The 14,708-nt window shown below is 58.1% G+C and carries 13 protein-coding genes; 8 read left to right on the top strand and 5 right to left on the bottom strand.

Going from position 1 to position 14,708, the window contains the following annotated elements; genetic code table 11:
- Positions 1-222: 222 nt before the first annotated feature.
- Positions 223-1,137, top strand: a complete 915-nt coding sequence (locus QP982_RS04085; protein ID WP_172954651.1) for a heme o synthase — start codon at positions 223-225, stop codon at positions 1,135-1,137.
- A 382-nt stretch (positions 1,138-1,519) separates the two neighbouring features.
- Here QP982_RS04085 and QP982_RS04090 read toward each other — a convergent pair whose 3' ends face one another.
- The 4 genes from QP982_RS04090 to mptB form a co-directional block, all read right to left on the bottom strand.
- Positions 1,520-2,533 carry a COX15/CtaA family protein gene (locus QP982_RS04090; RefSeq protein WP_016422745.1) on the bottom strand — a complete coding sequence of 338 codons (1,014 nt, stop codon included), beginning with the start codon at positions 2,531-2,533 and terminating at the stop codon, positions 1,520-1,522.
- A gap of 93 nt (positions 2,534-2,626) precedes the next feature.
- Positions 2,627-3,430, bottom strand: a complete 804-nt coding sequence (locus QP982_RS04095) for an ABC transporter permease (protein WP_070549503.1) — start codon at positions 3,428-3,430, stop codon at positions 2,627-2,629.
- On the bottom strand, positions 3,430-4,398 hold the full coding sequence (locus QP982_RS04100; protein ID WP_070547106.1) for an ABC transporter ATP-binding protein: 969 nt from the start codon (positions 4,396-4,398) through the stop codon (positions 3,430-3,432). The genes QP982_RS04095 and QP982_RS04100 overlap by 1 nt, the downstream gene beginning before the upstream one ends.
- 25 nt (positions 4,399-4,423) lie before the next feature.
- Positions 4,424-6,163, bottom strand: coding sequence for a polyprenol phosphomannose-dependent alpha 1,6 mannosyltransferase MptB (gene mptB, locus QP982_RS04105; protein ID WP_049193480.1), 1,740 nt, complete (start codon positions 6,161-6,163; stop codon positions 4,424-4,426).
- A gap of 185 nt (positions 6,164-6,348) precedes the next feature.
- On the opposite strand from mptB, the gene QP982_RS04110 reads away from it, so the two are divergent.
- From QP982_RS04110 to QP982_RS04140, 7 genes are all read left to right on the top strand, one after another.
- Positions 6,349-7,047, top strand: coding sequence for a helix-turn-helix transcriptional regulator (locus QP982_RS04110; protein ID WP_048734176.1), 699 nt, complete (start codon positions 6,349-6,351; stop codon positions 7,045-7,047).
- Entirely contained in the window at positions 7,044-8,510 is a 1,467-nt protein-coding gene (gene sufB / locus QP982_RS04115) for a Fe-S cluster assembly protein SufB (protein WP_016422750.1), read from the top strand. The genes QP982_RS04110 and sufB overlap by 4 nt, the downstream gene beginning before the upstream one ends.
- Positions 8,511-8,515: 5 nt before the next feature.
- Positions 8,516-9,706, top strand: a complete 1,191-nt coding sequence (gene sufD, locus QP982_RS04120) for a Fe-S cluster assembly protein SufD (protein ID WP_070438417.1) — start codon at positions 8,516-8,518, stop codon at positions 9,704-9,706.
- Positions 9,707-9,800: 94 nt separating this feature from the next.
- Entirely contained in the window at positions 9,801-10,562 is a 762-nt protein-coding gene (sufC, locus tag QP982_RS04125; protein ID WP_016422752.1) for a Fe-S cluster assembly ATPase SufC, read from the top strand.
- Positions 10,555-11,808 (top strand): cysteine desulfurase, encoded by a 1,254-nt coding sequence (locus QP982_RS04130; RefSeq protein ID WP_284870235.1) that lies wholly within the window; start codon positions 10,555-10,557, stop codon positions 11,806-11,808. Before sufC ends, QP982_RS04130 begins: the two co-directional genes overlap by 8 nt.
- A gap of 20 nt (positions 11,809-11,828) precedes the next feature.
- Positions 11,829-12,344 carry a Fe-S cluster assembly sulfur transfer protein SufU gene (gene sufU, locus QP982_RS04135; RefSeq protein ID WP_284870236.1) on the top strand — a complete coding sequence of 172 codons (516 nt, stop codon included), beginning with the start codon at positions 11,829-11,831 and terminating at the stop codon, positions 12,342-12,344.
- Positions 12,337-12,801 carry a metal-sulfur cluster assembly factor gene (locus tag QP982_RS04140; RefSeq protein WP_038625394.1) on the top strand — a complete coding sequence of 155 codons (465 nt, stop codon included), beginning with the start codon at positions 12,337-12,339 and terminating at the stop codon, positions 12,799-12,801. The genes sufU and QP982_RS04140 overlap by 8 nt, the downstream gene beginning before the upstream one ends.
- A 403-nt stretch (positions 12,802-13,204) precedes the next feature.
- Here QP982_RS04140 and QP982_RS04145 read toward each other — a convergent pair whose 3' ends face one another.
- Entirely contained in the window at positions 13,205-14,668 is a 1,464-nt protein-coding gene (locus QP982_RS04145; RefSeq protein ID WP_042388689.1) for an amino acid permease, read from the bottom strand.
- Positions 14,669-14,708 lie beyond the last annotated feature (40 nt).

The following is a 14,708-nucleotide window of genomic DNA, read 5'->3' on the forward strand; positions in this document are numbered from 1 at the left end:
CCGGGTTCAAACCAGGCCGAATAGCTGAGAGATAAGTCTCAGAGGGCGCGCCGCACATGCTTTACGACGGTCATTATTGGAACCGTTATGATTACCGGTAAACTGATTGCCTGCCCCTCATTTAATTTTGCGGAAAAACTCGTCGGGAACTTTCCGACCGTTACATCCGACTATCTGTAAACGGGGGGTTTGTTTATGGCGCGTGAAAGGGACATTGCTTTGTTGGAAACAGTCAAGGCGTATATTGCACTGACTAAGCCAAGAATTATCGAGCTCCTGCTCGTCGCGGCCATTCCCGCAATGCTTCAGGCTGATCGCGGTCATGTTCACGTTGGACTGATTCTTCTCACCTTGTTCGGTGGTTGGCTGGGTGCAGCGGCTGCGCACACCTTCAACATGGTCATGGATTACGACATTGACCAGAAGATGCGCCGTACTCGCCGTCGCCCGCTCGCGCGCAACCAGGTTAGCCGTCGAGCGGCAGCGATTTTCGGCACTGTCTTGATGATTGCGTCGTTCCTATGGCTGTGGTTGCTGTGTAACTCGCTGCTGGCCGCCGTTTTCATTCTGATTACGATTGCCTTCTACATCTTCGTCTACACGTTGTGGCTGAAGCGCCGTACTGATCAGAACGTAATTTGGGGTGGCGCTGCGGGGTGTATGCCGGTGATGGTCGGCTGGGCCGTGATCACTGACAACAACCCGGAGATTACGGGGCTGGCTCACTGGTGGCAGGCATTCATCCTGTTCCTGCTTATCTTCTTCTGGACTCCGCCGCACACCTGGGCATTGGGCCTGCGCTACAAGGAGGACTACAAGGCCGCTGGCGTGCCGATGATGCCAGTGGTCAAGCCGGCAATCGTCGTTTCCAAGCGCATTATTTACTACACCGCCGCGACCGTGATTACCACTCTGCTGTTGGTTCCGTACGCGGGTTGGATCTATCTGATTGGCGCCGTTGGCGCTGGTGCCTGGTTCCTGTGGGGCGCCATTGACCTGCACCGCCACGTTAAGACCGGTGGCAAGATCAAGCCGATGAAGCTGTTCTTCATGTCGAACAACTACTTGTCTATCGTCTGTGTGGCGCTTTCTCTCGATGCCGTACTCGGATTGCAGACAATTTCGAGCATGTTCTAGGGCAGCTGCTGAGCTCCTTTGAAGAGGCCCTTTCCGGTTGCGGGAAGGGCCTCTTTTTGTGTGTGGAGATGGGCACGGGCTGCAAATGTGAAACTGTGCGAGTTTATGACACTTTCAGGCCATTTTTCGCGCGATTTCTGTCATAAACATAGTCAGTAACTCGGATCGATAAGTGGGCAGACCGCCCCCTTGCACCGCCCGCGCAGCCCGCACCGCCCGCGCAGCCCGCTAGCCACTGGGAAACGCACATCCGAGCACACGGAGCCGAGCAGACAGCAGAACCGCCTAAACACGCACAACCAAAGCGCGTGTTTAGGCGGTTCGAGAAGGAATCAACGGCCGGTAACCACAGTCGTTAACACAGCCGCTGACCGGCAGCTAGCTACGCGGTAACCTCGACGTTCTTCTCCGAAGCAACAGTGGCGGCAGCCGCATCGCCTTCAAGCGAGCCAGTGACTTCTGCGCTCCCACCGACAGTGCGGTAACCGTGCTGGAAAAGTACTGCAGTCAAAGCGGTGCAGATACCAGATCCGGCAACGTGAACCGGCACCAATGCCTCCGGTACACCGGACCAATACTGAATCATTCCAACTACGCCCTGAGCCAAAATGAACACAACGAGTGCGATGGCAACCTTACGCACAGGTGCAAAGGCTTCCGAGGCCAGCAGACCGAAAATGAGGCCGATAACCAGGCCAAGGTAGAGGTACATAAAACCAGCGTGGATATGTGCCAGGTCAACAATCGGTAGCTGGAGGCGATCCTCCGGGAGCACCGAAGCATCTCCAGCGTGTGGTCCCGCACCGGTGACCATAGTTCCGGTAATCAGCGTCATCGTCAGGGCCAAGCCGGAGGCGGCAGCCAGATAGCGCAGATAGCGCGGGTACATGCGGGTAGCAGTGCCGTCGTCAGGCTCCGAAATCTTGACGAAAAGCATGCCAGCGAGCCAGACCAGAATCATCGAAGGCAGGAAGTGCAGCGCTACGGCGTACCACTTCAGGTCAACCCAAACGGAGATACCGCCGATAACAGCCTGGACGATAACGCCGAGACCGTTGAGGAAGGCCAGCAACTTTATTTCCTGACGGCGACCGACACGCATAACCGAAAGGAAGAGCAGAAGTGTCAGAGCAACCAGCACAAAGGTGAGCAGCCGGTTGCCAAACTCAATAATCTGATGGAGCATTTCTGCTTCCCCCGCGACAGGAACGAAGCTGCCTGGGTGACATTCAGGCCACGAAGCACAACCGAGACCTGAACCAGTAACACGGACGATAGAACCGGTTACCGCAATTGCCGCCTGTGCAATCAAAACCAGCAGGGCATAGAGCTTCTGGCGCCCGATTGGTGTCAGCGGCAAAAACGATAGGGGCAAACTTCGATCTGCAGTATTCACATTAAGAAATTCTACCCATGCTGGCGGAAAATGGTAATAAGCGAAACCCCTGCGTTGGGCTGCGCTTTTCTATGCAGATTTCCCGACAGATTCCTAGTCATTCGGCATATCAAAACGGAACCAGCGAGCCGCCAGTGCAGCGCCAAGGACACCCCATGCGATTAGCACCCCGATAGCTGACCAATGGACGGACATGGCCAATGCCGCGGAGATCACGTCGGTAAGCGCGACGGACGGCAAGAGGTGTAGCAGTACAGAGCTGATGTCATCTAACGATGGCGCGACGGCCACATACGTAGTAGCACCAATGAGGATGAACCAGATCAGGTTGGCCAGACCTAGGATTAGCTCGGCTCCCAACGTACCGCCCATGAGCAAGCCCAATGAGGTAAAGACGAACGTTCCCAGAAGCATCCCCACATAAGCCAGCAGCCAGCCGCCAATCGACAGCTCTGCGCCAAGGGAGAGCCCCACGAGACTAAACAGTACGTACTGCAACGTGACGGTGGTGCAGACCGACACAATCTTGCCAGCGATAATGCCCCAGGGTGGCACACCTGAGGCACCGATGCGCTTCAGGGCTCCGTAACGGCGGTCAAAGCCCACGGCAATTGCCTGCCCGGTAAACCCTGCAGACATGACGGAAATCGCCAGCACCATGGGGAAGATACGCTCGAGCGGATCATCGAGCTCCAACACCGGCACCATCACCAGGCCGATGAGCATCGCCAACGGGATAATGATGGTGAGGAGCATTTGCTCACCGTGTCGCCAGAAGAGCTTCGTCTCCAACCACGCCTGCGACATGACCAACTTCGCCATGTCCGAACGCTGTGGCGCTGGGGCGAAAGTGCCCTTCGCAAAGCGGGAGGCATCAGACCTCGGTGCGGTAGTCATTAGCTCCTCATCTCCGTTCCAGTGATCTGCAAGAAGACATCTTCAAGCGATTGCGTCGCCCTATTCATCGAGGTGATCAGCACCTCTTGCTGCTCGCAACTCTGCGCCAAGACAGTCAAGGCGCGCGGTGAAGCCTCACCAATCAGGGAAAACTCTCCACCGCCAGAACGCTGCAGACGCTGTGGAAGACCGGACTCGCTGAAGTTGCGGTTGACCTCTTCGAAGTCAAGGCTGCCTCGAACGCTGATCTTCATAGCAGTGCTTGACGACGTTCCCTGGAGAGCCGATGCGCCTGCGCTAGTGATCTCCTCGGTGGTACCGGCCACAACTAAATGGCCCCGGTCGATAATCGCAACGTCGTCGGCAAGCGATTCGGCCTCGTCCATGAGGTGCGTTGTCAGGACCACGGTGACCCCATCACGGCGCAGCGACGAGATGAGATCCCAGACGGCTAGACGGGACTGAGCATCGAGGCCTGCTGTCGGCTCGTCGAGGAACACAAGCTCCGGGCGTCCGACCAGGGCACATGCGAGCGACAGTCGCTGCTGCTGACCGCCAGAGAGCCTGCGGTAGTTCGTCTTACGATGGCGTTCTAGGCCAACGACTTCAAGGAGCCAATCAGTGTCCAGCGGGTTTGCGGAGTAACTGGCAACGAGGTTCAGCATTTCGCCAACGCGAACACCGGGGTAGGCACCTCCGCCCTGGAGCATGATGCCAATGCGACTGCGCAGTGCTGTGGTTTGAGTGACCGGGTCGAGATCAAGAATGCGAATTCGCCCTTCATCCGGCTTGATGAAGCCCTCACACATTTCAACGGTTGTGGTCTTACCAGCACCGTTGGGGCCGAGGAGCGCAAGAACCCTACCTCGATCCAGGGAAAGCGAAAGGTCTGATACAGCCTCAACGTCATCGAATTTCTTCGTTACGTTCTCAAGGCGCAGAGCAGGAGAATTGGCAGCGTTATTCACGGTTAGTCAGTCTAATCTCACAGTTTTAATGAAGGCGAAATACCTTAGATCGCGTCGAGTACGCCAAGATGACGAACATGACTGCGACGAAGAATACCAACGCCAGTAGGTAAATCTGAGCGACGGTGCCCGGAGGCAACCCCAGGCCGCGTGGTAGTACTACAAAACTGAAAATTGCCGAGTACAGAACCACGGCAATGCGAAATTGTACCCGGTTGGCCCAAGCGGACAGGGGCACGATGGCCCATAGCAGGTACCAGGGGTGCACGACGGGGAAGAGGATTACTAGAGCGAACATCGCGAGGCCGTAGCCGCCGAGCGGGTGAATGCGCCCACGGAACGTCGCTAACAGCATGCGCAGGAGCCAGGCAGCCACCAGCACTACGCCAATGCCGCGGGTAAACAGCAAAGCACTGTCGCTGATATCGCCGAGCCCCAGAAGCCTGCCGAAGAAACCAGCGATAATCCCGAGCAGGGTAGTCAACGACATCCAACTGCGCACCGTTGCGGCGCCACCCTGCGCGGTGATCCAACCAAAGCCCAGACCAGTTGCTAAGGAAACAACGACTGCCGTGACGACGGTTATTGCGCCCGTCACTACCGCGGAAAGAGCAACGGCCTTCCAGGTGCTGCCAAACTTTCGGGCCAGCCACATGCCGGCAAAGCCGAGCGCCACGAAACCGGTGACTTTGACCATTCCGGCGAGGCTGATGAGCACGATACCGCCTGCATACAGCGCCCACGATCTACCTCGGCTTTGGTTCTCGTGTCCGATCGGTCCGGGTTCTGGCAGCTCATCGGGCACCATCGATTGCGCAGGGCCGTGGATAGCTCGCAGACACAGTTCGAGACCAACGAGCAGGAGAGCCAGCAGCAGGGCCTCATTGTGGATACCGCCCACCAGGTGCAGCAATACCAGCGGATTGAGCGTGCCCAGCCAGAGCGTGAACTGAGAGCTAACGCCGCAGCGGCGACCAAGCTGCACCAGCGCCCAGGACACCACGAGAAGCGAAACAATGGCGACGAGTCGATGCAGAAAGACGGAAGCGATCACCCCGTCGCTGGTTATTTTGGCGATACCCCATGCCACTGCGAGGGCTGTGGGGCCGTATGGGCTCGGAGAGTGCGACCAAATCAATGGCACCGATCGGGCAAGTGGGTCGTTGGCTCCCAATAGGTCAACAGGCCCTGCGAGGTAGGGATCCATACCCCGCTCCACAATTGCAGCCTGCGCCAAATAGGAATAGATATCCTGCGTAAACAGGGGAGCGGTAAACATCAAGGGCAATACCCATGCCGCGTAGGTGCGTATGAGCATCGGAGTAGTCACTGCGGTGACGCGAGTCCGCGCACCGGCCAGAACGAAAGCGCCGACACCCAACCAGGCTGTGACTAACATGCCAATGCCCACGAAGGTGACGATTGTCGTTGCCACCAACATTCGACCGAGGATTAGCCCAAGTGGTGTACCCCAAAACTCATTTCCAACCACCGGTGTCGCGCCTGCGCCGATCCCGGCGACCATAATAAAGACCGCCCCGAGAGCACCCAGCCAACGCAGCCAGGTGAAGCGTCGGAGTTCGCGGTAATTGATGCGGTGTTGGAGCGGCTGTTCTGAGCCCTGGTGGAGGGTTGCCGACCTAGAACCGGCCAGACCAATCTTCGGAATGGCGTCACGCACCCCGAGAGCGTCGTCGAAGGTGGACGAGCGGCGCGGGGTAGGTCGGTTAGTTTTCACAAGGTCACATAGTAGACGATTCGACACGCCGAAAGGGCGTTCTAATCAGCGACGTTGCATTGATATTTAAATGCGTTGGACATTGTGACCCAATTACGACACAATTATGTTGTCTAATACACCAGCGGCGCAAGTGGGATACTTGCCTCGCTGAGCCACCTAGACACCCATTATTATCCAGCAGTCCAATCGCAGGAGGTGACTCACCAGTCATGGCAGATCGGAAGCCGACAGTCAATGATGGTGATACGCGCAAGCGCATTCTCCAATTGCTTCTGGAACACAACCCGGCGTCCGCGACTTTTATCGCAGACACCCTGGGACTATCCGCTGCAGGCGTCCGCCGTCATATTGACATTCTGGTGGACGAAGGTCTTGCCGAAACCGCTCCGGCACCCAGCACCGGCCCCCGGGGCCGAGGCAGGCCAGCAAAGTCCTATCGCCTGACAGATCGGGGCCGCGCTAGATTCGGGCACGCTTACGACGATCTTGCCAGTGCAGCTCTGACCGCACTGCGCAAGGCCGGTGGTGAGCAGGCAGTTGCCCAGTTTGCCCGTCAGCGCATTGATGACATTCTGCTCGGCGTCACGCCAGTGGGGCAGGACGCAGAGAAGGAAGAGGTCGTAGAGGCCGTCGTCGATGCTTTCCGACGGGCCGGGTACGCGGCAACTATCAACCAGAACACTGGCGGCGTGCAAATTTGCCAGCACCATTGCCCAATTAGCCACGTAGCCTCCGAGTTTCCGGAGCTCTGCGCGGCGGAGCATGAAGCCGTTAGTAAATTATTAGGTCAGCACACCCAACCGTTGGCGACTATCGCTGATGGAAACGGTATCTGCACTACGAATATCCCACTCACTCCCGTAACAAAGACACTTACTGAATCGCCACAAGAAAGGAGCGGAGAATGACCCTCGCCCATGAGAACTCCACCGACGTGGCTGAATCCACGAAGGCTGCCACTCCGCAGACTGACGAAGAGATTATCGAGTCCATTGGTGCCTACCAGTTCGGTTGGCACGACCCGGATACCGCTGGCGCTTCCGCGAAGCGTGGCCTGTCTGAAGCGGTCGTTCGCGATATTTCGGCTAAGAAGAACGAGCCGGAGTGGATGCTTGAACGTCGCTTGAAGGCTTTGGAAATCTTCGACCGCAAGCCGCTGCCCACCTGGGGCGCGGATTTGTCGGGCATCGACTTCGACAACATTAAGTACTTCGTTCGCTCCACCGAGAAGCAGGCCCAGACCTGGGAAGACCTGCCGGAGGATATTAAGAACACCTACGACAAGCTCGGCATTCCGGAGGCTGAGAAGCAGCGCCTGGTCGCAGGTGTCGCCGCTCAGTACGAGTCTGAGGTTGTCTACCACCAGATTCGCGAGGATCTGGAGGCCCAGGGCGTTATCTTCCTGGACACCGACACCGCTCTCAAGGAGCACCCGGAGCTGTTTAAGGAGTACTTCGGCACCGTCATTCCGTCCGGTGACAACAAGTTCTCCGCTCTTAACACCGCAGTCTGGTCCGGCGGCTCCTTCATTTACGTGCCGAAGGGCGTCCACGTGGACATCCCACTGCAGGCATACTTCCGTATCAACACGGAAAACATGGGACAGTTCGAGCGCACGCTCATTATTGTCGACGAAGATGCCTACGTGCACTACGTCGAGGGCTGTACCGCTCCGATTTACAAGTCCGACTCGCTGCACTCGGCTGTTGTGGAGATCATCGTGAAGAAGGGTGGCCGCTGCCGCTACACCACGATCCAGAACTGGTCGAACAACGTCTACAACCTGGTTACCAAGCGCACCAAGTGCGAAGAGGGCGCAACCATGGAGTGGATTGACGGCAACATCGGTTCCAAGGTCACCATGAAGTACCCGGCAGTGTGGATGACCGGTCCGCATGCCAAGGGCGAGGTGCTGTCCGTGGCTATGGCTGGCGAGGGCCAGTTCCAGGACACCGGCGCCAAGATGGTGCACATGGCTCCGCACACGAGCTCCAACATCGTGTCCAAGTCCGTGGCCCGCAACGGTGGCCGCGCTGCCTACCGCGGGCTGGTGCAGGTCAACAAGGGTGCCAAGCACTCGCACTCCAACGTCGAGTGTGACGCACTCCTGGTGGACACGATTTCACGTTCGGACACGTACCCATACGTGGATGTCCGCGAGGACGACGTCACCCTCGGCCACGAGGCAACGGTTTCCAAGGTCTCTGACGATCAGCTTTTCTACCTGATGAGCCGCGGCATCGAGGAAGAAGATGCAATGGCCATGGTCGTGCGCGGCTTTGTCGAGCCCATCGCCAAGGAGCTCCCGATGGAATACGCCCTCGAGCTCAACCGCCTCATTGAACTGCAGATGGAAGGTTCGGTCGGTTAATACCAATGACTACGACGATTAACAACGAAAACCAGGCTGCTCATAGCCGCCGCGTGCTGGCGAACAAGGGCGACGTTTTCTCATCCTTCAACGTGGAGGACTTCGCCGTGCCACATGGCAAGGATGAAGAGTGGAAGTTCACGCCGCTGCGTAAGCTCCGCGGTCTCCACAACGGCACCGCAGCAGAGCCGGTTGCAGCCTCCATTTCGGTCGAGACTGCTGGTCAGGATGGCGTCGCTGTGGACGTCGTTAAGCGTGACGACGAGCGCCTTGGTCGCGCCGGCGCCCCAACGGACCGCGTGGCAGCACAGGCGTACTCCAACTTCGACGATGCGCACATCGTTACCTTCGCGAAGAACTCGGTGTCCAAGGAGCCTGTCGTCATCGACATCGATGGTCCGGGCGAGGACAACGTGTCCTACGGCCACATCGTCATTGACGTGCAGTCTCACGCCGAGGCCGTCTGCGTCATTAACTACCGAGGCAGTGGCACGTTCGCGGACAACATCGAGTTCGTAATCGGCGACGGCGCCAAGCTGGGTGTCGTGACCATGGTGAACTGGAACGAAGATGCCGTTCATGGCTCTGCGCACCACGTTCGTGTCGGCCGGGATGCTACGCTGCGCCACACTGTCGCAACGTTTGGCGGCGAGGTTGTCCGTATCGTTCCGCGCGTTGCTTTCACGGCACCCGGCGGCGACGTCGATCTGCTGGGCGTGTACTTCGCCGATGCCGGTCAGTACTTTGAAAACCGCATGCTGGTCGACCACGCTGTGCCGAACTGCCGCTCCAACGTAATGTACAAGGGCGCGCTGCAGGGCGAGCCGAATGTCGCTCATCGTGAGGCCCGCACCGCGTGGGTGGGAGACGTGCTCATTCGTGCAGAAGCTACGGGCACCGACACCTACGAGCTCAACCGCAACCTGCTGCTCACCGAGGGCGCGCGTGCCGACGCAGTTCCGAACCTGGAAATTGAAACCGGTGAGATTGCCGGTGCTGGTCACGCTGCCACCGTTGGCCGCTTCGACGAGGAACAGCTCTTCTACCTGCTCTCGCGTGGTATTCCGGAGCTGGCCGCTCGCCGTCTGGTGGTTCGCGGCTTCTTCAGCGAGGTCATCAACCTGATTCCGGTCGAGTCCGTTCGCGAGAAGCTTGAAAAGCTCGTTGACGAAGAGCTCAACACCGCTGGCTTCTAACCGCTTATCTTCTTTCTCACCCTATTTCCGCCCTGTCACCCCGGTAGCACCGGGGGACAGGCCACTTACACCGATTAAAGGAAAAGATTTCACTATGAGCACTTTGGAAATCCGTAACCTCCACGCGCAGGTGCTGCCGACCGACGAGTCCGCCGAGCCCAAGGAGATTTTGAAGGGCGTCAACCTGACGATCAACTCCGGCGAAACCCACGCTGTGATGGGGCCGAACGGCTCTGGTAAATCCACCCTGAGCTACACCATCGCAGGTCACCCGCGTTACGAAGTCACCGAGGGCGAGATTCTCCTCGACGGCGAAAACGTGCTGGAGATGAGCGTCGACGAGCGCGCTCGCGCTGGGCTCTTCCTGGCAATGCAGTACCCGGTCGAGGTCACCGGCGTGTCCATGTCCAACTTCCTGCGCTCTGCAGCAACCGCTGTCCGCGGCGAGGCTCCGAAGCTGCGCCACTGGGTCAAGGAGGTCCGTGAGGCAATGGCTGACCTGGAGATCGATTCGTCGTTCTCCGAGCGCTCCGTCAACGAGGGCTTCTCCGGTGGCGAGAAGAAGCGTCACGAGATTCTGCAGCTCGACCTGCTGAAGCCGAAGTTCGCCATCCTGGACGAGACCGACTCCGGCCTGGACGTCGACGCTCTGCGCGTTGTCTCTGACGGCATTAACCGCTACCAGGACGAAAACGACGGCGGCATTCTGATCATTACTCACTACCAGCGCATCCTGAACTACGTGAAGCCGGACTTCGTCCACGTCTTCCACGATGGTCGCTTCATCACCTCCGGTGGCCCGGAGCTTGCAGACGAGCTGGAAGAGCACGGCTACGAGAAGTACATCAATGCCTAACGCCGAACTACTCAGCCCATCACTCCGCGAGGACTTTCCGATTCTGTCGCGCACTGTCCGTGACGGAAAGCGGCTGGTCTACCTGGATTCCGGAGCGACCTCGCAGCGCCCCAAGCAAGTCATCGATGCTGAGGTGGAGTTCCTAACCCACCACAATGCACCGGTGCACCGCGGTGCCTACGAGATTGCTGAGGAGGCCACGGACGCCTACGAAGATGCCCGCGAAGCCATTGCAGGCTTCATCGGCGCCGACTATGACGAGCTGGTCTTCACCAAGAACGCCACCGAAGCGTTGAACACAGTGGCATTCGTGCTTGGCGACGACCGCGCAGGTCAGTACCAGGTCGGCGAGGGTGACGAGATTGTCGTCACTGAGCTGGAGCATCACGCGAACTTGGTGCCGTGGCAGGAGCTGGCTCGCCGCACTGGTGCGACACTGCGTTGGTATGGCGTGACTGAAGACGGCCGCATTGATATGGACTCGCTGGAGCTCAGCGAGAAGACCAAAGTTGTGGCCTTTACCCATCAGTCAAACGTCACCGGTGCAGTAACCGATGTGAAGGAAATGGTGCGCCGTGCTCGCGAGGTCGGAGCGCTGGTAGTCCTCGATGCCTGCCAGTCGGTGCCGCATATGCCTGTCGACGTCAAGGAGCTCGATGTGGACTTCCTGGCGTTCTCCGGCCACAAGATGCTCGGCCCCAACGGGGTCGGCGCGCTCTACGGTCGCCGGGAACTGCTCGAGGCACTGCCGCCGTTCCTCACTGGTGGCTCGATGATTGAGGTCGTCACCATGGAGAAGACCACCTTCGCGGCGCCTCCGCAGCGCTTTGAGGCGGGAACCATGATGACTTCTCAGGTCGTCGGCCTTGGTGCTGCGGTGAAGTACTTGGATGCCATCGGTATGGATAAGGTGGCGGCTCATGAGCACCGCCTGACCGCGCTCGCGCTGGAAAAGCTGCAGGAAATTGACGGCGTGACCATCATCGGTCCGACTACCCCAGAGCAGCGTGGCTCTGCTGTGTCCTTTAAGGTCGAGGGCATTCACCCGCACGATCTTGGCCAGGTTCTCGACGACCAGGGCGTGTGCATCCGCGTCGGACACCACTGCGCGTGGCCGATTCACCAGATTCTCAACGCTCAGTCGACCGCCCGGGCATCCTTCTACATCTACAACACGGAAGAGGACGTTCAGGCGCTTGCCGACGCAGTGCGCCACGCCCAGAAGTTCTTCGGTGTCACCCCGTAACTTTAAGAAAGGAGAGGGACATGAAGCTCGAGCAGATGTACCAGGAAGTCATCCTGGATCACTACAAGCATCCGCAGCACGCGGGTTTGCGGGAGCCTTTCAACGCGGAAGTGCACCATGTCAACCCGTCGTGTGGCGATGAACTCACGCTTCGCGTCACCCTGAACGACGACCTCACCGTCGTCAATGACGTCTCCTATGACGCCGTGGGCTGTTCTATCTCACAGGCCTCCACCTCAGTTATGGCTGAGGAGATTGTCGGCAAGACTGTCGACGAGGCCATGGCCAAGCTTGCCGAGTTCGAGAAGATGGTCACCTCCCGAGGCAAGATTGAGGGCGATGAGGACATTATCGGCGATGGGATTGCCTTCGCTGGTGTCTCTAAGTACCCTGCCCGCGTGAAGTGCGCACTTCTCGGTTGGAAAGCTTTCCAGGCCGCAACCGCTGAGGCTCTGGCCAACGCCGCTGAAGGCAACGGCGTTGGTACCGCGACTGTAACTGTTACCGCTGACGAGGAAGGCCACCACCATGACTGAACCAAACGCTATTGACGCCACCTCGCCCGCACAGCCTGACGCTGTCGACGAGGACACCATGACCACTGGCGCTCCAATCGATGAGGGGGATGCGTACGAGTCCATCACCGTCCCGCCGGCGCCGGAGCAGACCGAAGCCGATAACAAGCTCGCCATCCAGGTTGAAGAGGCTATGTACGAGGTTGTTGACCCGGAGCTCGGAGTCAACGTCGTGGACCTGGGCCTGGTTTATGACATCTGGATTGAAGAAGGCGACATTGCCGCTATCTTCATGACACTCACGTCCCCGGCCTGCCCGCTGACCGATATGCTCACCGACCAGACTGCCTCTGAGGTCATGAAGGTCGAGGGTATCCGCGACTTCCGCCTCAACTGGGTCTGGTCCCCGGCATGGGGCCCACACATGATTACAGAGGAAGGCCGCGAGCAAATGCGCGCTCTCGGCTTCTCGGTCTAGACGATCAGTGACAGCGGTGATTAGGGAACCGCTACGTTAAAAGTGCTTGGCGACGAGCTCCTGGCTCGTTCAGCTAGGCTCTTTTTCGTTTGCCTTGAGTTGCTGACTGCGTTTATGGCCGGGATCGGTAGGGCGATGCGAGTTACTGACTGCATTTATGTCAAAAATGGCTCAAAAAATGGCCTGAAAGCGTCATAAACTTGCACAGTTTCACATCTGCAGCCCGTATTCACACGAGCATCCCCGCAATTTTTTCAAGCTGTCCGACTCGGAGTTAAAAACGACCCCACCTGGCACTGAAAAGTGCCAAGCGGGGTCGCTATTGTCTTCGACTGCTAATCCAAGTTGTGAGAGTTAGATGCGAGATGCATAGCTACTCGCATCTATTCACAGCTCTTCGCAGCTATTCGCGACTCATGTCTGCGGTGGCCGGGTCAACGAGCTTGGAGCCCGTGACCTTCTTATGGATGAACCACAGCAGGACGAATACCGGAATACCCAGGTACGGAGTGAGGATAGCGAAGATATTTTCGCCAGTGCGGATCGGATCAAGTGCCTGTCCGGCCACCACAAAGAAGCACATAATCAGTGCCAGCACAGCACCGGCAGGGAAAAAGTTCGCCTTGTAGGGAAGCGAACCCAACGGGATGTTCTGGGCCTTCAGACACTTGCGGAAGCGGTAGTGACTGTAAGAGATGCCAAACCAGGTGATAAAGCCCGCGAGCGCAGAAAGTGTCAACAAGAAGGTGTACGCCACGCCATCGCCTACCAATGAAGTAATGAAGCCAGCCATACCGATCACAGCGGTGGCAATCAGAGCGCGCAGCGGAACGCCGTGCCCGGAAAGCTTGCCGAAGTAACGCGGAGCGTGTCCCTGGCGGGCCAGGGAAAACAGCATACGAGTGGACACATACATACCGGAGTTACCCGCGGACAAGACCGAAGTCAGAATGACAGCGTTCATCAGGCCAGCGGCAATCGCGATACCTGCGCGTTCAAAGACCAGGGTGAACGGTGAAATGGAAATGTTGTCCTCGGCGGCGTTCAGAAGATTCGGGTCCGTGTACGCAATAAGGAAACCAATAACAGCGATGGCACCGATGTAGAACAGCAGGATACGCCAGAAGATAGTGCGAATCGCGCGGGGAATCGTACGCTCAGGATCCTCGGCCTCACCTGCTGCTACACCAACCATCTCGGTGCCCTGGAAGGAGTATCCGGCTACGACGAAGACAGCCAACAGTCCCATTCCGCCATTGACGAATGGGGCGTCGCCCGTGGTCCAGTTTTCGAAGCCGGGGGAGGACCCGCCCAAGATGCCGAAAATCATGCCGACACCAAGAACGAGGAAGACGATGACGGTAATGACCTTGATGGTCGCAAACCAAAACTCACCCTCGCCGAATGCACGTGCGGACAGGGCATTCAGCCCGAATAGAATCGCGAGGAAGAGCGCGGACCAGATGATTGAAGGCACATCCGGGAACCAATAGCGCATCACCAGCGCAGCAGCGACGAGCTCTGCGGCCACAGTAATCGCCCAGTTAAACCAGTAGTTCCAGCCCATGGCAAAGCCGAAGGATTCTGAGACGTATCGGCGACCGTACTCCTGGAAGGAACCGGGCACCGGCAGGTAAGCGGCCATCTCGCCGAGAGACTGCATAACCAGCCACACCATGATGCCGATAAGAGCGTAAGCGATAAGCGCACCGCCTGGACCGGCCTGCGAAATGGTCGCACCGGAGGCAACAAACAGGCCCGTACCAATGGCACCACCAATGGCAATCATGTTCAGGTGGCGAGCTCTCAGCCTGCGCTGAAGCTTATGGTTTTGTGAGGAAGTCTCCTCAGATTGCGTCGAAGTCATTCATTTATCATAAGCGTTTGTACTCCGGTGAATGCAAAAA

It is taken from the genome of Corynebacterium sp. MSK019, from assembly GCF_030232425.1.
Lineage (GTDB): Bacteria > Actinomycetota > Actinomycetes > Mycobacteriales > Mycobacteriaceae > Corynebacterium > Corynebacterium jeikeium_D.

Excerpts from the sequence above, each read along its gene's own strand:
- QP982_RS04095 (WP_070549503.1), bottom strand. The coding sequence starts at position 3,430 with ATGACTACCGCACCGAGGTCTGATGCCTCCCGCTTTGCGAAGGGCACT.
- QP982_RS04110 (WP_048734176.1), top strand. The coding sequence starts at position 6,349 with ATGGCAGATCGGAAGCCGACAGTCAATGATGGTGATACGCGCAAGCGC.
- sufB (WP_016422750.1), top strand. The coding sequence starts at position 7,044 with ATGACCCTCGCCCATGAGAACTCCACCGACGTGGCTGAATCCACGAAG.
- sufD (WP_070438417.1), top strand. The coding sequence starts at position 8,516 with ATGACTACGACGATTAACAACGAAAACCAGGCTGCTCATAGCCGCCGC.
- sufC (WP_016422752.1), top strand. The coding sequence starts at position 9,801 with ATGAGCACTTTGGAAATCCGTAACCTCCACGCGCAGGTGCTGCCGACC.
- QP982_RS04130 (WP_284870235.1), top strand. The coding sequence starts at position 10,555 with ATGCCTAACGCCGAACTACTCAGCCCATCACTCCGCGAGGACTTTCCG.
- sufU (WP_284870236.1), top strand. The coding sequence starts at position 11,829 with ATGAAGCTCGAGCAGATGTACCAGGAAGTCATCCTGGATCACTACAAG.
- QP982_RS04140 (WP_038625394.1), top strand. The coding sequence starts at position 12,337 with ATGACTGAACCAAACGCTATTGACGCCACCTCGCCCGCACAGCCTGAC.
- QP982_RS04145 (WP_042388689.1), bottom strand. The coding sequence starts at position 14,668 with ATGACTTCGACGCAATCTGAGGAGACTTCCTCACAAAACCATAAGCTT.